The 22756-nt window shown below is 39.1% G+C and carries 20 protein-coding genes and 2 riboswitches; of the genes, 5 read left to right on the top strand and 15 right to left on the bottom strand.

All coding sequences use genetic code 11. The annotated features are described in order from the left end of the window. Positions 1-16: 16 nt before the first annotated feature. Together CBM15_RS04520 and CBM15_RS04515 are read right to left on the bottom strand one after the other, a co-directional pair. The gene (locus CBM15_RS04520) at positions 17-958 is read right to left on the bottom strand and encodes an ABC transporter substrate-binding protein (protein ID WP_087615890.1); all 942 of its coding nucleotides are present in this window, start codon (positions 956-958) and stop codon (positions 17-19) included. 11 nt (positions 959-969) lie between these two features. Next, on the bottom strand, positions 970-1746 hold the full coding sequence (locus tag CBM15_RS04515; RefSeq protein WP_087615889.1) for an ABC transporter ATP-binding protein: 777 nt from the start codon (positions 1744-1746) through the stop codon (positions 970-972). Between the two features lie 206 nt (positions 1747-1952). Here CBM15_RS04515 and CBM15_RS04510 point away from each other — a divergent pair, with 206 nt between their 5' ends. Further along, on the top strand, positions 1953-2516 hold the full coding sequence (locus CBM15_RS04510; protein WP_087615888.1) for a GNAT family N-acetyltransferase: 564 nt from the start codon (positions 1953-1955) through the stop codon (positions 2514-2516). 35 nt (positions 2517-2551) lie between these two features. On the opposite strand, the gene CBM15_RS04505 is transcribed toward CBM15_RS04510, so the two are convergent. Beyond that, complete coding sequence (locus tag CBM15_RS04505) at positions 2552-4345, bottom strand: carbon starvation CstA family protein (protein ID WP_087615887.1); 1794 nt, start codon at positions 4343-4345, stop codon at positions 2552-2554. A 367-nt stretch (positions 4346-4712) separates the two neighbouring features. Here CBM15_RS04505 and CBM15_RS04500 point away from each other — a divergent pair, with 367 nt between their 5' ends. After that, the gene (locus CBM15_RS04500; protein ID WP_087615886.1) at positions 4713-5003 is read left to right on the top strand and encodes a KGG domain-containing protein; all 291 of its coding nucleotides are present in this window, start codon (positions 4713-4715) and stop codon (positions 5001-5003) included. A 284-nt stretch (positions 5004-5287) separates the two neighbouring features. Continuing rightward, a complete protein-coding gene (locus tag CBM15_RS04495) occupies positions 5288-5839 on the top strand; it encodes an integrase (RefSeq protein WP_087615885.1) in 552 nt (183 codons plus the stop codon). A 104-nt stretch (positions 5840-5943) separates the two neighbouring features. Here CBM15_RS04495 and CBM15_RS04490 read toward each other — a convergent pair whose 3' ends face one another. Continuing rightward, positions 5944-7608, bottom strand: a complete 1665-nt coding sequence (locus CBM15_RS04490) for a ribonuclease J (protein WP_087615884.1) — start codon at positions 7606-7608, stop codon at positions 5944-5946. A 163-nt stretch (positions 7609-7771) separates the two neighbouring features. On the opposite strand from CBM15_RS04490, the gene CBM15_RS04485 reads away from it, so the two are divergent. Continuing rightward, on the top strand, positions 7772-8455 hold the full coding sequence (locus tag CBM15_RS04485; RefSeq protein WP_087615883.1) for a TraR/DksA C4-type zinc finger protein: 684 nt from the start codon (positions 7772-7774) through the stop codon (positions 8453-8455). Positions 8456-8507: 52 nt separating this feature from the next. Here the strand turns inward: CBM15_RS04485 and CBM15_RS04480 are convergent, their stop codons facing one another. Then, positions 8508-9599 (bottom strand): NAD(P)-dependent alcohol dehydrogenase, encoded by a 1092-nt coding sequence (locus tag CBM15_RS04480; protein ID WP_087615882.1) that lies wholly within the window; start codon positions 9597-9599, stop codon positions 8508-8510. Positions 9600-9762: 163 nt separating this feature from the next. After that, positions 9763-11070, bottom strand: coding sequence for a globin-coupled sensor protein (locus CBM15_RS04475; RefSeq protein WP_087615881.1), 1308 nt, complete (start codon positions 11068-11070; stop codon positions 9763-9765). 197 nt (positions 11071-11267) lie between these two features. Here CBM15_RS04475 and CBM15_RS04470 point away from each other — a divergent pair, with 197 nt between their 5' ends. Further along, entirely contained in the window at positions 11268-12260 is a 993-nt protein-coding gene (locus CBM15_RS04470) for an EAL domain-containing protein (RefSeq protein ID WP_087615880.1), read from the top strand. Between the two features lie 86 nt (positions 12261-12346). On the opposite strand, the gene CBM15_RS04465 is transcribed toward CBM15_RS04470, so the two are convergent. From CBM15_RS04465 to CBM15_RS04425, 9 genes are all read right to left on the bottom strand, one after another. Next, positions 12347-13255 (bottom strand): glycine betaine ABC transporter substrate-binding protein, encoded by a 909-nt coding sequence (locus CBM15_RS04465; RefSeq protein ID WP_087615879.1) that lies wholly within the window; start codon positions 13253-13255, stop codon positions 12347-12349. A 141-nt stretch (positions 13256-13396) separates the two neighbouring features. Continuing rightward, positions 13397-14311 carry a glycine betaine ABC transporter substrate-binding protein gene (locus CBM15_RS04460; RefSeq protein ID WP_087615878.1) on the bottom strand — a complete coding sequence of 305 codons (915 nt, stop codon included), beginning with the start codon at positions 14309-14311 and terminating at the stop codon, positions 13397-13399. A 196-nt stretch (positions 14312-14507) separates the two neighbouring features. After that, positions 14508-16871 (bottom strand): bifunctional 2',3'-cyclic-nucleotide 2'-phosphodiesterase/3'-nucleotidase, encoded by a 2364-nt coding sequence (locus tag CBM15_RS04455; protein WP_087615877.1) that lies wholly within the window; start codon positions 16869-16871, stop codon positions 14508-14510. Between the two features lie 125 nt (positions 16872-16996). Beyond that, complete coding sequence (gene thiE / locus CBM15_RS04450) at positions 16997-17614, bottom strand: thiamine phosphate synthase (RefSeq protein ID WP_087615876.1); 618 nt, start codon at positions 17612-17614, stop codon at positions 16997-16999. Beyond that, positions 17598-18410, bottom strand: coding sequence for a bifunctional hydroxymethylpyrimidine kinase/phosphomethylpyrimidine kinase (gene thiD / locus CBM15_RS04445; RefSeq protein ID WP_087615875.1), 813 nt, complete (start codon positions 18408-18410; stop codon positions 17598-17600). The genes thiE and thiD overlap by 17 nt, the downstream gene beginning before the upstream one ends. Further along, the gene (thiM, locus tag CBM15_RS04440) at positions 18407-19150 is read right to left on the bottom strand and encodes a hydroxyethylthiazole kinase (RefSeq protein WP_087615874.1); all 744 of its coding nucleotides are present in this window, start codon (positions 19148-19150) and stop codon (positions 18407-18409) included. The genes thiD and thiM overlap by 4 nt, the downstream gene beginning before the upstream one ends. Beyond that, positions 19128-19820: a thiaminase II gene (gene tenA / locus CBM15_RS04435; protein WP_087615873.1), complete on the bottom strand. Its 693-nt coding sequence runs from the start codon at positions 19818-19820 to the stop codon at positions 19128-19130. The genes thiM and tenA overlap by 23 nt, the downstream gene beginning before the upstream one ends. 77 nt (positions 19821-19897) lie before the next feature. Continuing rightward, a riboswitch (TPP riboswitch) is annotated at positions 19898-19996 on the bottom strand. A gap of 66 nt (positions 19997-20062) precedes the next feature. Continuing rightward, positions 20063-20161: riboswitch (TPP riboswitch) on the bottom strand. Between the two features lie 136 nt (positions 20162-20297). Beyond that, positions 20298-21278, bottom strand: coding sequence for an NAD(P)H-dependent flavin oxidoreductase (locus tag CBM15_RS04430; RefSeq protein WP_087615872.1), 981 nt, complete (start codon positions 21276-21278; stop codon positions 20298-20300). 120 nt (positions 21279-21398) lie between these two features. Next, positions 21399-22655: a glycoside hydrolase family 18 protein gene (locus CBM15_RS04425; protein ID WP_014823223.1), complete on the bottom strand. Its 1257-nt coding sequence runs from the start codon at positions 22653-22655 to the stop codon at positions 21399-21401. Positions 22656-22756: the final 101 nt, after the last annotated feature.

Here is a 22756-nt window from a genome sequence, read left to right as displayed (position 1 = left end):
ATCCCTCCGTCCTCTACTAATTTACAAAGCTAGCATCAACAAAATCTTCATAGGAAGGAGGGTTTTCGGATAATCCCATCTCCAGTAATGCATCACGTAAAATCGTATAGCTGTCTTGTTCAATGCGTAAATTATCGTAGGAAATCCAATCTAATGAAATATCCAATACATTTTTTTCAACTGTTAAATATTGCCCAACGACTTCATGCATATGATCGTCTTTCCCTTGTGCAAGCTCTCCGCCTGCTACATAGTCATCGACAAATTTCCCTGCCAATTCTTTATTATCTTTAATAAACTGACCGCGCAATACTAAGCCGCAATCAATTGAATCTTGCCAAATTTCTTCTGACTGATAAAGCACTTTTCCGTTTTCCAATGCCACAGAAATCGCACCAAACGGCTCCGCTACTACATAACCAGCAATACGCCCTTCCGCTAAAGCAGCAGGCATTTCCGCTGGCGGCAATTCGATAACATCCACTTCATCGTAAGCAATGCCATGCTTTTTCAGCATTTCATACAACAAAATATTGTGTGTCGAAAACCGGCTTGGTATTGCAAAAGATTTTCCTTTCAGTTCTTCCACGGATTTTATATCCTTACCTCCGATTAATACATTGCCATCACGATGACCAAGTGCGACTGCTTTTAGGTCAATGCCTTTTTCCTTTGCATTCATCGCTAATTGGATTAATACAGATGCGCCATCAATTGCACCGGTATTCAGTGCATCCATCAGCTCAGGCCAAGAACCGAATTTCACGAGCTCTAAATTATAATCTTCATATTTTGCATCATTTTGCATATATAACGGAACCGCGTGCGTAATCGGTAAATACCCGATTTTAATCGTTGGCTTTTCCCCGTCACCTGTAGTACTTCCTGTTTCGTTCGTCCCGCACGCCGTCAACAATACGACGAACAGCAGTGTCATCATTAACGCTACTTTTTTCATCTACTATCCTCCTAAATGTTAAATTCGATTGCTGCTTTATCATGAGTAAATTGGAATTCATTAAAAATGATTTCGCGGTAATGTTGAAAATCCGCATCAGCACGATAGCGGTCCTTTGGCAACTTCAGTACAACTTCTTTATGAATTTCACCAGGATTAGGCTTCATAATAAGAATGCGATCTGCTAAATAAATCGCTTCATCAATATCGTGGGTTACTAATACAATTGTCATTTTCTCGCGTTGTTGGATTTGTTTTAATTCATCCTGTAAATAATAGCGTGTAAATGTATCAAGCGCTCCAAACGGCTCATCCATTAAAATAACTTCCGGTTGAATGGCGAGCGCACGGGCAATTGCGACCCGTTGCTGCATACCGCCTGAAAGTTCGCTAGGCAGTGCATTAGCACGGTCTTCCAAACCGACCATCTGTAAATAATGGGCCGCTCTTTTTGTAATGTCAGCATTCGATAAATTCGAATTTTCAATACCGAGCTCCACATTTTTCCGAACAGAGCGCCATGGCAACAGCCCGTAATTTTGCATAAGCATAATACAGCGCTTACTAGGTTTTGTAACGGCAGTCCCATCAAGCAGGATCTGTCCTTGATCAATCGTTTCAAAGCCACCGATGCAATTTAGCAATGTACTTTTACCACAACCGCTTTTCCCAAGAATGGCAATGACTTCACCATGATTTATATTAAAAGAAACATCTTTTAAAACTGTCGGACCTTTTTCTCCATACGACTTTGAAACTTCTTTAATTTCAATCTTAACTGTCGACAACTAGTTTTCACCCCAATACCGATTATTCAACTTGGTTTTATATTATATGAGTTATATTATTATACTTACTTAAATAAAACAACCTTATTTTTTAATTTATTTTTATTTTCTAAAAAATAATCGGATATTTTTTGAATATAATGTAAAATGAAACAATGTACCATACGCAGGTTTGGCACGTTTCATCGGAAAGTGAGGTTATATGAATGAAAAAAGTAACATTAATTCCACAAGCACTTCGTTATGCACCAGAAATTCATCGTTTATCGCAGGCGCCCGAAGTAAAGAATGCACTCGGACTTCCGACACAATCTGTGGAAGATACGGAAAACTTTATTATTAATACTATAATGGAGGAATCAGAAGGGAAAACTATTTCCCGTTTAATTTTGAATGAAGAGGACCAATTGATCGGAATTACGACATTGATGTTTATCGATCAGTCCAATAAACAATGCCATATCGGAAGCTGGATTGCAGTGGATTATTGGGGCCAAGGCTATAATCTGGCTTCCAAAATCGAACTTTTGAAAATAGCATTTGAATATTTACATCTTGAAGTAGTATTTGCCGGTGCACGTACAGTCAATTTGCGTTCTCAAAAAGCGCAGGAAAAACTTCCTTTCATATCTTTAAATGTCGAACAGCAATTTCCTGAAGAACATTTGCTGCTGGAAAAAAGGCAAAAGCAACCGTGTATTTTAAACGCTGTTTTTAAGGACAATTTTCTAAACTATTTATACTCAACACAAAAAGAACGGAAAATTTAGAGGTTACTCTAATTTTCCGTCCTTTTTTAATTGTTTTAGTTAGCAGTAGCTTGTTTTGTAAAACGTGGATGTGCCCATAGTTCACGCCATTTTATGACTGATGTAATAACAATGATCAATCCTAGTGTCAGCATAATAATCGATAAAATACCGTTTAAAATATTGTAGCCACCAGCCATATCGTTCCAGTAAACATTTTTCACCATCCAGAATCCTGCTACGTTTACCGTAATATATAAATATACTAACGGAATAAAGCAAGTTAAAGCATAAATACGCTTATCCGCTACTTTTAATACGAATGTTACACCGCATACTAGACCAATGGAGGCCATTAACTGGTTGGACACACCGAATAATGCCCATACAGAAGCAATATCCCCTGAATTTAATAAGTATCCCCACATGATACAGGCCAATGCACTTGCCCCAATTGCGCCTGGGAGCCAATCCGTCTTTTTAAGCGGCTTATAAACATTTCCTAAAAAGTCTTGAATTAAGTAACGAGCTGTACGTGTACCTGCGTCAATTGCAGTTAAAATAAATACAGCTTCAAACATAATAACAAATTGATAGAAATAAGAGGTTAAATGGCTAAACCATTCTACCCCAGAGAAAATGGATGCCATACCGACTGCAAGTGTCACTGCACCACCAGTACGCCCCTCCAGATCCATACCAATTGCTTCTGACAGCACCGGTAAATCGACAACCGTCATTCCCAATTTTGCGAATGCTTCAGGTGATGAGTTAATCGCAAAGTAATCTGCCGGATGCAGTACAGTTGCAGCGATCAGTGCCATTACTCCAACGACACATTCTACAAGCATAGCACCAAAACCAACTACGCGAATATCATCCCAACGGTTTAACATTTTCGGCGTAGTACCTGATCCTACAAATGCATGGAAACCGGAAATAGCTCCACAAGCAATTGTAATCGAAACGAATGGCCATACAGGACCTGCAACGATCGGACCGCCTCCTAGGAAGTCAGGAATAAACGCAGGGAATTGAATTGTAGGGTTAATAATAAACACCCCAATGATTAAAGCAATAAATACCCCTATCTTCATGAAACTGCTCAAATAATCACGTGGTGCAAGTAAGAACCAAACTGGCAATGCAGCCGCAAAGAACGCATAAATCGGCAATAGAATCGATAAAGTTTCACGATCTAATGTTAATACATCGCCTAGCCAAGTACCTTGAATAGACGGTCCGTAGAAAACGGCCCCAACGAGAAGGATGACCCCAAGTATTGTTGAAATCTTTAAGTTTCCTGTGAATTTATTGATCAGACCCATGAGCATCGCAATCGGAATCGTTGCTGCAACTGCAAATGTTCCCCAAGGGTTTTCTGCTAAAGCTCCTAAAATAACCATTGATAAACCGGCCATTGTAATTGTAATGATGAACAGCATCGCTAATCCTGTACAAAAACCAGCGACAGGCCCAAGCTCTTCACGCATAACTTCCGATAATGACTTCCCGCCTTTTGTCATCGAAGCAAATAATACAACTGCATCGTGTACGGCACCCCCAATAACAGCACCAATTAATAACCAAAGATAACCCGGTAAATAACCGAATTGCGCGGCTAAAATTGGTCCAACTAACGGTCCTGCTGCGGCAATTGCTGCAAAGTGATGCCCAAATGCTACCCAACGATTTGTTGGCACATAGTCTTGCCCGTCATTTTTTTCATTTGCAGGTGTAGGTGTATCTTCGTTAATCTTTAATACTTTCTTTGTAAAGAAAATTCCGTAAAAACGATAGGCAATTACTAAAATACAGATTGCCCCAATTACTAATGTGATTGCATTCATTTAACTTTCCCCCTATGTATCTCTCTTAAGTTGTAATATAACAATACCAAATTTCATAACTGTTGTACTACAATTTTTAAAATTAACTGAAAATTATGCATAATAGCTATTTTATCATACCAAACTACAGAAATTGTAAAAATTATCGAAATAGTTTAAATAAAATACCCTTACAATGCTTTACACGCCTATGTCATTTGAAATACTTCTATTTTATGATGAACCTCTTCTTCAGATTCTAATAACTTTACATCATTTTTTTGTAATATAAATGAAATATAATTTATGTTTAATATAACGAGAGATGGGAATTTAACTAGTAAGCTTAGCAATAAGCTAAAAAATTTTCACTAGGAGGATGTAAGAAATGGCTAATAACAACAAACGTAATCAGAATCAGAATGACGGACAAATGACGGTTCAAGAAGCGGGTCGTAAAGGCGGAGAAGCTACATCTAATAACCATGGTAGAGAATTTTATGAAGAAATTGGCCGTAAAGGCGGAGAAGCAAGCAGCGGAAACAACCAAAACGGTAATAACAACAATAACAACAACAGCGGCGGCAAAATGAGCCGTGAAGAAGCTGGCCGCAAAGGCGGAGAAGCTAGCCGTAAAAACAATAACAGTAACAATAATAACAACAAAAATAACTCATAATGATTTAATTAACCTTGAAGATAGGTTGATTCATGATGTAGATATTAATTATTTACATTAATAAAGGGTGTTTGCCATTTAGAAGAATGGCGAACATCCTTTTTTGTATGGATTTTTCCCGTATTATCCAAAATCCCCCTCGAACAGTATACATATCCAAACAAATTACTTGAAAATATTATATAACAATTATATATTATTTTATGCTTGCTTAAATTAAAGCGAGCATTTTATTGTGCTTTCTTATTTATTTTATATATATAGAAAAGGAAATGAGCGTATACATGAACCAATATACAAACGAATTTTTATATAAATTAATTTGTTCCACTATACAAGCAACCGGCCTCCCAATAATGTTGGAGGAGGATCATACCGGAGTAAATATGAGCTATAATTTTATAACAAATGTTGTTAGCTTTGATGCATACCGTTTAGTGGAAGCAGCTGGCGAATTATCAAGCATTCCAATTGATCAATATGTAAAAACCATTACACTTCATGAACTAGGTCATGCTATTGACCGCCCTGCACTAGATGCTTCTTTAACTAGAACCCTCGATTATTTTGATATGAGAGATCAATATTCTACTAAAGAAATTTTTAAAAATCCTGATTTATTAGGCATGATAATAGAAGAACATCAAATGAACATTGCCTTTGAAGAAACAGCATGGGCTAATGCTGCAATCCTAAATCAAAAATTACAAATCATTGATCAAAATACATTTGAAATGATAAAAAATCATAGTCTTTCCACATATATTAAAAATTATGAAGAAGATTTGGCAGCTTACAAACAGCTACTGGAACAAACAGAGCTTCAGCCTGCTTAATTTTAGTGAGCCCAAACAAAAAATGACTGAAATGCATGTAATAAAATAACGATCTTGAAAGCGAATATTTCCTTTCAAGATCGTTTTTCTGTAATAATTTAACTTTATATTTCAATTATTATCGGCAAAATCATTGGCTTTTTCATTTTTAATGTAAAGATATATTGATCTACCGCGTGTTTAATCGCTTTTTTCATAGCAAACGGATTGGCTTCTTTAAAGTTTTCGACAGCTGCTTGAGCAATTTCGTTAATATCATTTATTAATCCTTCTGATTCTCTCGCATAGACGAATCCTCGAGAAATACTGTCAGGACCAGATATAATGGACCCATCGAATTTACTGATCGTGACGACAATCACAAGCATCCCATCTTCGGATAGTTGCTTCCGATCTCGCAATACAATTTCACCGACTTCATCGCTTCCAGTACCATCCACGTACGTATCTCCTGCCGGAATAGCACGTGTTTGCCGCGCTTCCCCGCCTTTAATGTCAACAATTTCACCATTTTTGAGGATAAATGTATGCCCTTTTTCAACACCAACCGCTTCTGCGAGTGAACGATGAATATGAAGCATGCGGTATTCTCCATGAATGGGAATAAAATATTTTGGCTTCATGAGTGTCAGCATCATTTTTAAATCTTCTTGATAGCCATGACCCGATACGTGCATACCGGTAATGCTTGAATTTCCGTATACTACTTTTGCGCCAAGCTGAAACAGATTATCAACAATTTTTGAAACATCTTTTTCATTTCCAGGTATTGGTGAAGCTGCGAAAATAACCGTATCGCCTTGCACAACTTTAACATCCCGATTACGGCCAGTTGAGAGTCGGGAAAGCGCAGCTAATGGCTCCCCTTGGCTTCCTGTACATAATATTACTGCCCGTTCCGGCGGTAACTCTTTTAATTCTCTTGGCTCGATAAGCATCCAGCCTGGAATATCCAAGTTGCCCAGTCGCATCGCAACCGACGTAACATTGACCATGCTGCGACCTAGAAGAACAATTTTCCGATTCGTCTTTTTTGCTGCTTCGACGATTTGCTGAATGCGATTTACATTGGATGCAAAAGTAGAAATGAAGATTTTTCCGGTCGCTTTTTGAAATTCCTCATCCAAATGACCTCCAATTACTTGCTCGGATGGTGTAAATCCGGGACGTTCGGCGTTTGTACTTTCGGATATGAGGGCGAGCACCCCTTCTGTACCGAGTGCTGCCATTTTATGAATATCTGATGGTTGATCATTAACGGGTGTGAAATCAAATTTAAAGTCACCTGTATGAATGACTTTCCCTTCAGGCGTATGAAAAACAATCCCTAAACAGTCGGGGATACTATGACTTGTCTTAAAGAAAGTGAGCGATAGTTGGTCAAAATTAATTTTCGACTCTGCATTAATCTCAATTAATTCTGTATTACGGAGCAATTTGTGCTCCTTTAGTTTCAGCTCAATTAACCCAAGGGTAAATCTGGATGCATAAATTGGCATATTAATTTTTCTCAACAAATATGGAATTCCGCCAATATGATCTTCATGTCCATGCGTTACAACTAAAGCTTTGATTTTATGTTTATTTTCTTCCAAATAGCTTAAATCCGGGATTATCAAATCGACACCTAATAAACTCTGATCCGCAAATTTCCCGCCACAATCAACGATAACTAATTCTTGTCCATATTCAATGACATACATATTTTTTCCGATTTCATTAATGCCGCCTAATGCGAAAATGGATAGTGTATTTTCAGTATTTTGCAACTTCGACTCCTCCTATAGGATGGATATTTTTATGTGTACATAAAATTTCGCCTTATTTATTAGTATTTCTAATTTAAAAAGAAACTATACGAAAGCAGTTCACGATGTTTTGAAATAATTCATCGTATTTCGCCCATACTAAAAATGAAAGGAATTGATTATGATGCTAAGTGAAAAACAACTTACTAAATTAAAACGACTGCTCATCGAACAAAAAAGAGAATTAATTGGTGATGTCAACACAAATGAAAATGAACTTATTGCACGTGCCAGTTTAAGGGACTCTACAGATGAGCTCTCTACTATTGACAATCATCCCGCGGATTTAGCGACCGAATTATATGACCGTGAAAAAGATATGGCATTAAAAGTGCATAGTGATGACTTATTGGGCCAAATTGAAGCAGCATTTGATCGGATGAATGACGGTACATATGGAGTTTGTGCAAAATGCCAAACAGAAATTCCATATGATCGACTGCAAGCAATTCCGTATACGGCTTTTTGTATTGAGCATAGTGATGCAAAAACTCCTGCGGCAGATCGTCCGGTTGAAGAACAATTGCTCCATCCGGCTGTCGACAACTCCTTTTCAAATAGGGAAAAGGATGATGAGCTTCAAGATAACGAAGATTCCTTCCAAATCGTCGCACAGTATGGAAATTCCGATACACCAGCAGATTTTGAAGGAGATTTCGATCACTACAACGATTTATACAAAGATAAAGATGATGAAGATATGTATTCTGCACTGGAAATATTGCATGTTTCCAAGGACGATTTTCTGCAGGGGCAAATTTCCAAAGAATATGCAGACGAAGCACGAAAACACGATTATTTGGATTGACTGCAATATAATCAAAAAGCCGAGAATGTCTATATTCTCGGCTTTAGTCAATTTATTTCGCGATTTTTAAAATTGGCTTAATAGTAGTCCCATTTTTAGAGTCTTTAAAAGCTTCATTAATTTGTTCGAATTCATAAAATTTTACGAGTCGGTCAAACGGGAATTTACCATCTTTATAATAGTTGACTAATTCCGGAATAAATACACGAGGTACCGAATCTCCTTCGATGACTCCCATCATTGTTTTTCCTTCCGCCATAATATCGTTATGGACATCGATTGTCATCTCAGGTGTCACCCCTACAATCGCACAAGTACCTAATGGACGTAATGCATTAAGGGATTGCTTCACAACTGGTGGCACACCTGTCGTTTCAACTGCATAGTTTGAACCGCCGTTTGTAATCTTTTTAACCTCGGCAACGACATCAACATTCCGTCCATTTAAAACATGTGTTGCCCCGAGTTCTTTAGCAAATTCCAATCGGGAATCATGGACGTCAACGGCAATAATTTGTTTACATCCTACAATTTTTGCTGCCATCAACGCAGACAAACCAACAGCACCGCATCCGTATATGACAATTGTAGAACCAAATTGTGGTCGAAGTCGATTTAATACTGTCCCGGCACCTGTTTGAATACCACAGCCCAGAGGACCAAGCAACGCTAAATCAACATCCTTATCTACTTTTACAACATTTCGCTCATGCGCAATTGCATATGTTCCGAATGAAGACTGACCGAAAAATGTTGCTAACTCAGCACCATCTTTTGATAGACGTGTTGTGTAATCATCCTGAACGCCGCCAAAGTTGAGTGGGTTAAACGTATCACATACTGTTGGATGACCTGTTAAACAGTTTGGACACGTCCCGCAATGTGCAAACGATATGACAACATGATCACCCTTTTCTAAACTTGTTACACCTTCTCCCACTTCTTCTACAATTCCAGATCCTTCATGTCCAAGAACAGCTGGAAGCGGAGCAATTGCTAAATCTCGTGCTACCGCGTCTGTATGACAAACACCTGTTGCTACAATTTTAATCAACACTTCATTTGCTTTTGGGGATGCTAGTTCTACTTCCTGCAAGACAAAATCTTTTCCTTGTGCTTCAGTTACAGCTGCAGTAATTTTCATTTCAATGTGGCTCCTTATTTGTTAATTTATTCTCACCTACCTTACTATTCCCAATCATTTTGTAATTACACTTATAAAAAAAGAGACTTATAAAACAAAAAACTGTGTAAAAGCGATGGCACTTTTACACAGTATTATTCATAACAAAACACTCTATAAAACTTTATAGGTGGGTAGTCATTTGGTAAAGCTCGTCTGCAGTAATTGCAACATCTCTCGTTTCTTGACCGATGTTGCCGATGACACTGCCCAAATTTGTTATATCCATTGCGACTTCCTTTATTTGTGCTTCATTTTGTTCGATTGCCTTCAAAATTTGCTGAAATATCGTTTGGGTATTGATCGATACATCCAAACCTGAATCCACCCTCAACTGAACCCTTTCAATCATTTGAACAGCAGTCGACGTTAGCAGCGTGGATGTCTGGATGAGATTTGTTATATTTTCTACAGAGCTTTTCGATTGTTCCGCCAGTTTCCGTACTTCCTGTGCGACAACAGCAAACCCCTTACCATGTTCCCCCGCTCTTGCTGCTTCAATCGAGGCATTTAATGCAAGTAAATTTGTTTGGTCTGCAATATTTTTAACAAGGGCCACAATATCGATAATCTGTTCGGAAGACGTTTTTAAATTCCCGATCAGTTGTCCCATTTCAACCGTACTATCCCTAATTTCAAGCATCTCCTGCTCCAGCCTTGTAACTTCGCTGTTCCCTGTCACTGCATCTGTATGTATATGCTGTACAATTTTAACATTAGATTCAATCGTACTACTTATCTGAAATGTATGGCTGTTTACTTGTTCAATCGATTGGTTCGTTTCTTCCGTTAAGTCTGCGAGATTTTGAATAATAGCGGATAATTTATCCTTCAGTTCAAACTTTACAACATTATATTGTTCTTTTCGAAGATTCAAATTTTCCTTTTCATACTCCTCTAAAACAATCTGCATCTCAAGGTTTATAAGTTTTGACACATTTAATTGAATAATTTCTCTTCCTGCAACATCCGCTATGTCTTTACTGATAAGCATAATCATTGTTTCCTGCAACTTTTGAAATGTGCCCATATACCATTTTGGATCCAACCCGATTTTGAAATGCATGCGGGCGAGTTTTCTTTTCGCTTCGATTGTTTCTTCATTAAAAACCCCGTCAAACATGGAAATAATGTAAGAACTCAATGTTTTCTTTAAGCGATCAATTTTTGTACGCTCTTCGATTATCTTTTTTAAAGATGGTACGGCTAATACATTTTCATAAAATACATCCGTAATCTCGGATACTCCCGCTGCAATTGCTGGTTGATATGACTTTATGCGCCGTAAATTTTCTTCCGCTATACCAATCAGGTTCATCTGCTGTGCTAATTCAGGCATGCTTGTTAATTCAATTACAGGATTAAAGTCATTCAATTCCTCACCTTGATGTGCCTTTTCTACCAACACTTTCTGCTTCCACCACATTACCATTATCCTCACCCCAACACTTTGTATAATTATTGTATAACATTGTTTACTATTTATTGTCAACTTTATGCGGAATAAATAAAAATAATATACAAACATTGTACAAACATAAATATAATAATAAAATAATCAATATTACATAGTATTTTTAAACTCGATACTATACAGTTAAATAAAGATTAAAAGGGGGGGAACTTTACATGTCTTGCAGAAATTGTGTCGTGTCAGAACTACAGTTTGAGATTTTATTAAAAGGCGAAAAAAATATCGCTATGTTGGATATGATTGTCGAACACTTTAATCGCCGGAATTTAACAATTACTAAAAAGGAACAACTTGTAACGATACAAGAATCCGGCGTGAAAGAGTTTCTCGACTTTAGTAGAGACTATATGGAGCCAGAACAGATTTATTTTAGAATGGATGAAATGCCTTGGGAGCACCTTGCTGAAATTGAAACCGTTCTGGAAATGCAATGGATTGATGATGTCATACATAGAAATGCGGTAGTCAGCTACTCTCAGCCTATTGTAAATAGCAGAAACGAAATCTACGCATATGAAGTGCTGTCACGCTTTACCCGAGAAGATGGCTCACTCATTTTTCCAAATGAAATTTTTGCCGCAGCTAAAACCCGAGGGCGCCTGTATGCGTTGGACCGTTTATGTCGCATGGCTGCCGTAAAGTATGCTGCTGTACTGAAGAAAAAAACATTTATCAATTTCATTCCAACGTCGATTTATTCTCCTGAATATTGCCTGCAGTCAACGGTAAAGCTCGCTAACCTTCTGGAAATTGACCCGAATCAATTTGTATTTGAAGTAGTGGAATCGGAGCAAGTTGATGATATTGATCATTTAAAATCGATTTTGAATTACTATAACAAAAAAGGCTTTCAATATGCCTTGGACGATGTAGGGGAAGGTTATAATACTCTGGAAATGCTTGGCGACATAAAGCCGCATTATATGAAGCTTGATATGAAATATGTACAAGGCGTAAATACTGATTTTGAAAAACAAAATACCGCCAAACAGTTTTTGAAAAAAGCGCTAGAAATTGGCGCAACACCACTTGCGGAAGGAATAGAAACTCAGGAAGACTTTGAGTGGCTAAAACAAATCGGCTATAAGTTATTCCAAGGTTATTTATTTGGTAAACCCAGTATCGAACCACAGCGAACGATTGCATAAAAAAAGGCTATGTGTAGAATGGTTGCCCACTACTGCACATAGCTTTTTTATTAAAATGAATTTACCAATAAAAAGGGTTTTACACGTTATTTTTTCGGTTCTAAATCTTCAATTGAATCAATGTCCATATAAGCTGGTACGACGAAGCCATTTTGCGTACCTTCCAAGTTTTCTCCTAAGTCCACAATATCGTCTTTGTGTTTTTCATAGAATGCCTGATGAGTTGTCGGCAACCATGGCGCCACAGTAGCATCCCCTTCACCAGTTGCAATTGCCTGGAACATGATCGCAGGGTCTACAGGTATTACTTCTACTTGATAACCTAAATTTTCCAACACTATTTTAACAACGCTGCTCGATGCAATTTCTGAATCCCATGGGACTGAAACAAGTTTCACTTTTTCTCCGTTACCTTGTTCAATACCCTTCGTCCACTCACTTACTTTATCATCGTTATTTTCAATCCAGGCTGCAGCAGCTGTTTCAAAACCTCCATTTTGTGCATCATACATGACTTGTTCCATATCTTCCGGTTCCCAATGGAATCGATCAAGCACTGTGTAGACGTCCGGTAAATCCTTTTCAAGATCTTTTCTTACAACAGTATTTATATTTTCTGCTCCTCCTAAAACTCCTTTAGGATCTTCAAGGAATTTTAAGTCATAGGCAGAAAACATCCAATGGGGTGTCCAGCCAGTTACAATCACCGGTTCTTCATTGCGAATCGCCTGTTCCAACGTCCCGATCATGCCTGCAGTTGAACTTTCCTGTAATGTCCAGCCTTCCAAATTTTCATATTGTTCCAATGTATCATGTGACAAACCTGTTATCCCCGCGCCAGGCTCTATCCCAATGATTTTATAATCTACTTGTTCACCTATACTTGCAGATTCATTGTTTGAATTATCACTGCTGCGTGTATCATCTCCGCATGCTGCTAATAACAATGCTGCAGACATTCCTATAGTTAAACCTAAAGTTTTAAATCGTTTCAAAATGTTTCATCCCCTATAATCTGAATTTATCTACTCCCAAAAAGCGACAACCCAATTTTAACTACAAGTTGTTACTTTTGTCAAACTAGAGGAACAAATAAATAAAGCCCTGTATAGGCCATTTACGGAGCATATTTCTATTTATTCTTTCGGTTTTAAATCTTCAATCGAGTCAATCTCTACATATGCCGGAACAACAAAACCATTTTGCGTCCCTTCTAGATTTTCACCTAAATCAACAATATCGTCTTTATGCTTATCATAAAATGCTTTGTGAGTTGTTGGTAACCATGGTGCTACCGTTACATCCCCTTCACCAGTTGCGATTGACTGGAACATAATGGCCGGATCGACTGGTGTTACTTCAGGTTCATACCCTAATTGTTCCAGCACCAATTTTATTACGCTGCTCGATGCAAATTCCGAATCCCAAGGTGTTGAAATGATTTTTACCTTTTCGCCATTTCCTTGTGCTATATCTTTTGTCCATTCACTAACTTTATCTTGGTTAGTTTCAACCCAATCGGCTGCTGCTACATCAAAGTCACCATTTTCTTGTGCATCATACATGACTTTTTCCATATCTTCCGGCTCCCAATAAAAGCGGTCAAGTACTGTATATACATCAGGCAAGTCTTGTTCTAAACCTTTTCTGGCAAGTGTTTGAATGTTTTCAGCACCGCCTAAAATACCTTTAGGATCTTCAAGTATTTTTAAATCATAAGCCGAGAATTTCCAGTGTGGTGTCCAGCCTGTCACAATAACCGGTTCTTCATTTCGTATTGCCTTATCCAACGTACTCAGCATTCCAGCAGTTGAACTTTCCTGTAATGTCCAGCCTTCCAGATTCTCATATTGCTCCATTACTTCATGGGAAAGGCCAGTTAAACCTGCTCCGGGTTCAGTAGCAACTACTGTATAATCGACTTGTTCGCCAATACTAGAAGACGACGCTCCGGCCGAACTTTCTTTATTCTCCGTATCATCTCCGCAAGCTGCAAGTAGCAGTGCGGAAGACATTCCTAAAGTAATACCCATTGTTTTGATTTTGCTCATCTTCTCATCCTCTTTTAAATTTTTTATCTAAAAAGTAACAACTCAATATTAACAACAGGTTGTTACTATGTCAAAAGGTTTTCTGAAAAAATTAGTTACTTACCGGTATTAATTCTTACTCGTGACAGTCATTTAAACAAACAAAAAAACCTGCAGACAGAAGAAAGGAATTCTTCGCCTACAGGCATTTTTAAAATTATTTTGTTTTTAAACCATACTTGCCAAAGCCGTCTGTACCGTCTCCAATATACTTAATAGCGCTGTTTTCATCCAATACATCAACTGCTTTTTTAGAAGATTCAAATACAACATTTACGCTATCCGGAATCGGAGCGAACTTCCAGTTGCCATCTGCTGTCGGATCAATTGTTTTTTCGGCTAATATATAGTCGATAATTGCCTGACGGTTTTCATCCGGATAAATTTCAACCGCTGTCGCATTACGAACACCTGGGAATGTACCATTCGCACGATAGTTATTTGTCGCTACGATAAATTCCTGTGCTGCATCAATTGGCTTCCCATTATATTGCAGATTGACAATACGTGATGATTTTTCGTTTACAACTTTTCCACTTGCATCATATTTTGCCGGTTTTGTTACATCAATTTCATACGTCACACCGTCAATAACATCATAATTGTATGAACGGTATTCGGCGTTGATTAATTGCTGTTCTTCTGATTTTGTTGCATCTATTTGATTGAATTGGCCTGCAGACATTTCAAGCCATTCTTTCACATCTGCACCTGTTACCTTCAGCATCGCAAGTGTATTATCATATAAATATAAATCTGCTACATTTTTAATTGCAAGCTCACCTTTTGGTACAAATGTATAGTATTCCGGATCACTTCTTGTTCCGGCTTTGAATGGTGCACCAGCTGACAGGACAGGAAGGTTTTCATACGCTGTACCTTTCAACTTTTCTTTCACATAGATTGACTGGGCATTCGTTACAATTTGAATAGAAGGATCATCCTGAACTTGCGAGAAGTAACTGTGAATGTTCGCTGTCGTTGTCCCTACTGCCTGACGCACATATTTAATTGTTCCTTCATGTGCTTCTTTTACACTTTCTACAACCTTAGCGCTGACAGCATCATTATCTTTTGCGATTTCACGAACCGCGCCAGTTCCTGTTGTAACATCCCATGCGTCGTCTTTTTTCTCAAGCTCTAGATCAATGACCCCTAAATGGCTACCAAATTTACCGGCCATAACAATCGGCTTGCCGTTCATTGTTCCTTTTTCAATATCCACATTTGTTATAGAGCTATCCACTTTACCAGGGAATACGCCATGGGCATGCCCTGTAATGATTGCATCCACATCTTCAATTGTAGATAGTAAATACGATACATCCTCTTCCCCTTTTTCATGTGTAGCATCTCCCATACCAGAGTGTGAAAGTACTACGACAACATCTGCTCCTGCTTCTTTCATTTGCGGAACGACTGTTTTAACAGCCTCTACGGAATCATCGACTGTTACTTTTCCTTCTAAATTTGCTTTATCCCATTTTAAAATTTGAGGTGGCACAATACCTGTTACCCCAATATTAATCAACGTTTTTTCACCGTTTGAATCGACTACTTCTTTTTCAATCATGACATATGGCTCATACATTAATTCCTTTGTCGTTGCATTACGCACATTGGCATTTACATACGGGAATGGGGCATCATCCGTTACTTCATCGATAAATTCCAACCCGTAGTTAAACTCGTGGTTACCATATGTCGCGACATCATAATCAAGTGCAATCATCGCAGCAATCGATGGATGAACTTCCCCGTCTTTCAATTTCGTTACTGACTGAATATACGAGCCAAGTGGCGTTCCTTGTATTGCATCTCCATTGTCAAACAGCACTGCATTTGGATTTTCCTCACGCGCCTTTTCGATTAGCAGCGCAGTTTTTGCCAAACCTAAACTGTTCGTTGGCGTATCTTTGTAATAATCATAGTTTACAATATTTGTGTGAATATCCGTCGTTCCTAAAATACGTAAAGAAACCGTCGTATTTGCCTTTACCGGACTGTATTCTTCCAAAAAGCGCTGAAGAATTTTTTGCATCTGTGCTTTTGTTACAAAATCATTCGGGCGAATCGTTCCGTCATCAAAGCCTGTCAGTAATCCTGTTGCTACCGCTTTGGCCATTTCCTGGCGATTGCCTTGTCCAATTTTATTTGCATCTTTAAACTGATCCAATACCTTTTCAGAATATGTTTCCTTATCCTGCAATCCTCTTGCCGCAATAAGGAATGCATGTGTGCGTGTCAGTTTTTCGTCTGGTGCAAATTTAGTTGGAGTTTTTCCTTTAATTAACTTTAATTCTACCGCTTTTTCAATATAAGGCTTAAGTGAATCAGGTACATCCTGAAATTTTACAGTCTGACCAGTACCGACCTCTACTCCCAATGCATCGATTACGGCCTTCACAAACTCTCCACGTGTCATATCTTCATTTTTAGAGACTGGTGCCGCTGAAACTGCTGACATGCCACTTGCTAAAAGTGTTAGCGTTAAGGCTGATGCAGATAGTTTTTTCAACATTTCTTTCACTCCCATATTCTGTAGTGTATAACAGAACTATCATACTAAATTGCCAGAATAGTAGAAAAGAGTAATTTGGTACAGGTTATTCCAATCAAAATAGTACTTATATGACAGAATTTAACTTACAGTGAATTTACAGCCTCTTTTATATTATCGCTATGACTGATTGCCGAAATAACGGCGACTCCATTTACTCCGGTTTGTCTAACAATGAAACTATTTTCTACAGAGATTCCGCCAATTGCTACAATCGGGAATTGGGGGTACTGAGATTTCGCTTCTTGCAGTAACGTCAGCCCGACTGGTGCTCTCGCATCATCTTTTGTGGAAGTTTCATAAATTGGACCAATTCCCGCATAATCCGCCCCATTTGCAATGGCCATTTCGAGTTGCTCCATCGTATGAACCGATACACCGATGATTTTATTTTTCGCGCAAGATCTAAATTGTTTAATACCGGTGTCTTCCTGCCCTACATGAATACCATCTGCATTTAATGTTAATGCAAGCTCGACATCATCATTAATAATAAACGGCACTTTATATGTTTGGCACAGCTTTTGGCATTGACGGGCAAACTCTGCATACGCATCGCCTTTTAATGCATTTTTTCCTTTTTCTCTCAGTTGGAACATCGTAATGCCTGCCTGTAACGCTTCTTCCAAAACAAGCAACGGTTCGCGTTTACAATTGGCCGTTCCCATCACAAAATATTTATTCAAATCAAAAGACATGGACATCGCACATCCCCCGCTGTTCATGATAGGCGAAATGATTTGTCGGACCGAACCCGTGACCAATATTAAGCGGATGACGGATTGCAAGCTGCACATATTTTTTTGCTTCTATTATGGCTGCCTCTATCGATCTGCCTTTTGCCATTTCCGCGGTAATCGCTGCAGAAAATGTACATCCTGTACCGTGAGTATGTTTCGTATCCACCCGCTCGGTTTTCATTTTAAATGGTTGCGTCCCGCGAATGAAAACCGTATCTGTCGCATGCTTACTGTTTAAGTGACCACCCTTAATGACAACACATTTCAGCCCTAGACTTAATAAATCATGCGCCGCTGATGCGATATCCTTTTCCGTTTGTATTTTATAGCCTGTCAGGATTTCCGCTTCCGGTATATTCGGGGTACAAACGGTTGCGAGTGGCAATAACTTTTCTTTAAGAGCTGTTGTTGCCTGCTGCTCTAACAAACTGGCACCGCCTTTTGCAATCATGACCGGATCAACGACAAGCGGAATATCCGTATTTTTTAGTAAAGTCACAATGGCTTCGATAATTTCAGCACTAAACAGCATCCCTGTCTTAATTGCCTTTACGTCGAAATCTTGAAGTACTGCCTTTAGCTGAGCTTGAACGAAATCAGCCGTTGTCGGAAAAATTCCATGCACTCCTTCAGTATTTTGTGCGGTTAATGCGGTGATTACTGATGTACCGAATACACGGAGTTCCTGAAACGTTTTTAAATCGGCTTGAATCCCGGCACCGCCACCGCTATCCGATCCTGCTATCGTACATGTAATCATTTTCGTCCCCCCGCTAAATTTTCTAGTTCATTCAAGAAATTTGTGTGGAAATTTCCTATAGTTGCAACAGAATTGGCACTTGCCTGTTTATATTCATTAAGTAGCGTCAGTAAGTCATCAAACGGTTCTTTACTGTTTGCAAGCACCGCTGCACATAAGGCACTAAGCAAGCAGCCACTCCCCGTCATTTTTGTCACCTTTTCATGACCACCCTCTACAAATTCCACTCTTATCCCATCAGTAATAACATCTTGTTCTCCTGTTACGATCACAATACATTGATAGTTATTAGCCAACTGTTTGGCAGTCACTGCAACATCGATATCTCCTTTGCCACTATCCACACCTTTAGACGCCCAATTTACTCCCGCAAGAGCCGCCATTTCTCCAATATTGCAACGGATTACATTAATCTTTAAAAGGTCGAGCAATTGTTGTGCTGTCTCAGCTCGAAACTTCGTTGCCCCTACACCTACTGGATCCAGAACAACCGGAGTATTATGCATGTTTGCGCTAAGTCCTGCTTTCTTCATCGACTCTATTGTCCGTTCATTCAAAGTGCCCATATTTAAAAGCAAAGCATTGGCCTGGGCAGCCATTTCACCCACTTCTTCTATTGCATCCGCCATTACTGGTGAAGCTCCTACCGCCAGCAAGCCATTCGCTGTAAAATTTGCGACAACATAGTTGGTAATACAATGAACTAATGGTTGTTTATTATAAATTGCTTGCAGACTCATTTACATACACTCCTTGTTCCCAGCTTTGCTTCGTCCAAGGCATTTCCCAAAACATCCATTCGTAATAACAGCTTTTCTTAAAATGCTCCTGTAGTACTTTAAGCTTTGCAGGTTGTTCTTTCGCATATCGATCTAGCATCGATTTTTGTACTTCAATATTTTGAAGCATCTCCTCGGAAGCATATAATGCAATCCACTGTTCATAAAGAGGTATATTGGGGCATGCATCTTTTAATCTTTGCCCAATTTCCTGGTACAGCCATGGGCATGGCAGGATTGCCGCAAATGCTTCTGCTACATCTCCGTTATGCACTGCATTGTACATATGGCTCACATAGTTATAGGCTGCTGGTGCTGGTTCGAATTGTTCCAAATCATCCGCTGTCACACCTAATTCTTTAAACGTTGTACGATGCAACTCAAGCTCGGCATCATGGATAAACTTTGCTGTTTGCAGAAAATATTGAACATCATCATCAGTTGTCGCTTTTGCAGCTGCAAGAGCTAATACTTTCGTATAATGTTTTAAATAATACGCATCCTGCAGCATATAAAACTTAAACTTCTCCAGCGGTAGACTCCCATCTGCAATCCCTTGTACAAAAGGATGATAAAAGCTAGCCTCCCAATAAAAATCCGTTTCTTTTCTTACCTTTTCACAAAATCCCATTGTTACTCCTCCTTTTTGTTGGCGGAAGCACAAAAAAGACGTCTCAACATATAGAGAGACGTCCCCAAAAAGTGTAAGTACCACTTTTCATTGCTCCCTACGTCCGTATTAACGGCCAGGTTCCAAGGGTCAGGTTTTAACCTTCTCAACACTGCTGTGTCCCCCCGCAAATCAAATGCTTGTGTATTTGCAAAAGAAAGACTCCACGTAAAATATACGCGGAGCCAAAGTAAGTACATATGTATAGCTTGTACTTTGCTCCCTACGTCCGTATTAACGGTCAGGTTCTAAGGGTCAGGTTTTAACCTTCTCAACACTGCTGTGTCCCCCCGCAAATGCATTTAATTACCCAGAGTGTAACAAATTAATTCGAACCGGGCAAGTGAATTCAAAAAATTACGAAATTAATAGTTAAATACCTTATACCCAAAATAGCGCATCGTTAGTAAAATTCTGTTACTAATGATGCGCTTACATCTATTGTAAATGGGCTACTGCCGATCTTTTACCAGTCAGTTCATGATAAGCCTGAGCATATTCTTCAGCCAGTTTATCGACATATTGTTTTGTGGAAGTAATCTCTTTAATCGCGCCAATTCCTTGCCCGCTGCCCCAAATATCTTTCCAGGCTTTTGCGGTATTATCGTTAAAGTTCATTGCTGAAGGATCACTTTCTTTTAAATTCCTCGGGTCCATCCCCGCGTTCATGATAGAACCTTTCAAATAATTCCCGTGGATTCCTGTAAATAAATTGCTGTATACAATATCTTCTGCAGTACTATCAACAATCATTTGTTTATATTCTTGACGAGCAAACGCTTCTTCGGTCGCGATGAATGGTGAGCCGATATAGCCAAAATCAGCCCCCATTGCCTGTGCTGCCAACACTGAGTGCCCTCGTGCGATTGAACCTGATAAAGCTAATGGACCGTCAAACCATTCACGAATTTCCTGTACGAGCGCGAATGGACTCTGTTGTCCTGCATGACCGCCTGCGCCTGTTGCTACAGCAATGATGCCGTCTGCACCTTTTTGAATCGCTTTTTTTGCAAAATGATTGTTAATGACATCATGGAAAACGATACCTCCATAACTATGTGCTGCCTCAAATACTTCTTCACGTGCCCCAAGTGAAGTAATAATAATCGGAACTTTATATTTCACACAGAGCTCCATATCCTGTTCCAGACGTTTATTTGTTTTATGAACAATCTGATTAATGGCAAATGGCGCAGCCGGCTGATCCGGATTTTTGGCATTATAGCTGGCCAACTCCTCTGTAATTTCAGCTAACCATTCATCCAACTGGCTTGCCGGTCTTGCATTTAACGCAGGCATTGACCCGACTATTCCTGCCTTACATTGTTCAATGACCAATTTCGGATTGCTAATAATAAACAATGGTGCCCCGATCACTGGGATACGTAAGTTTTGTAAAATTTCCGGAATATTCCCCATCTATAATCCCCCTTTTATTCAGCTACTACTAATACTTCATCAGCTTCAATAAAATCTCCTTCTTAATTTAGATGACAATCAAAAGTCAGATGTTTTTTCATCTGATTTTCTTTCCTTTTGCTATTTCTTCACTACATTAAAATTAGCCCCGATGAGCTGCCAATTTTGCGGGAATGGCAGACCGAGCTTCCAATAGCCGACTCCGCGCAAATTTAATCGCTTTACTAAATCGAACTTCGCCTGAATCGAACGCGCATCTTCAAACCAGACAATATGTGAACGCCCTTGCTCATCATAATAGTTAAAGTAGGGTGCCTGTGCTGTATAGTCAAATTGGATTGCCGCGTTGTAGCGTTTGGCCACTTCAATTGCACGTTGCGGGCTTATCGCTTCTGCGTAATCTCCTCCTTGTACAAAAGGTAATGTCCAATCGTAACCATACAAATTTTGCCCAAGTAAAATTTTATTTGCAGGAATTTCTGTTAATGCATACTGTACTACTTGTTCGACTTGCGGCAGCGGTGAGACGGCCATTGGAGGTCCAGCAGAATATCCCCATTCATATGTCATCAACATAACAAAATCCACTATTTCGCCGTGCGCCTTATAGTCATGGCCCATAAACCATTCCCCTGGCTGATCGGCTCTCGTTTTTGGAGCCAATGCGGTAGAAACGGTATATCCTTCCGCATGCATACGCTCGACAGCTCTTCGGAGGAAATTATTATAAGCTTCCCGCTGATCGCGTGCAATCCGTTCAAAATCAAAATGAATATCCGAAATATTTCCGATACGCTTTGCTTCAGCAATGATATTGTCCAGTAGTAAATTTTGAACAGCAACACTTTGGAAAATATCACGTGCTAGCTCAGCACTAAACTGATAATCCTCGAGATTAGTGATTGCCATTGCTATTCCTGTATTATTTTGTTCAGCAATTTCCGGTAATGGGTTAATTGTAGGCGCTTTTAATGAACCATCCCGTCTTGCTTCAAAACTGAAAATAGCTAAATACGTTAAATAAGGACTTGCCTCCCGAACTTGGTCGAGCAGCGTATCACTTATTTCATCGCCTCTTGGTTCTACATATGCCAAAATTTCTGCGGACCTTTTAGTTGGTTCCGGTATATACAATGAGGTGCCAATCATCAGCAACGCATCTGGATTCAAGCCATTTGCTTGTGCGAGCGTTAAATAATTCACCTGAAAACGTTGACCAATTGACCATAAACTATCCCCTGGCTGTACAATATAATACTGCCCTTTCAATGGAACGACCAATGCTTGCCCGACCACTAACCGGGCCGGCTCCGGAATTTGGTTGGCTTCCACTAAACTCTGCACCGTTGTTCCATAAGCCTGTGCGATTGCCCACAATGATTCTCCCGGTTGTACTACATGAATTTGAATTGTCCGTCCTCCTTTTCCTATGTACTAATTTATGAACTATATACCGTATTAATGCGGAAAGATAGGTT

This window comes from Solibacillus kalamii (assembly GCF_002174535.1).
Lineage (GTDB): Bacteria > Bacillota > Bacilli > Bacillales_A > Planococcaceae > Solibacillus > Solibacillus silvestris.
This window is presented reverse-complemented; position numbering and strand designations above follow the sequence as displayed.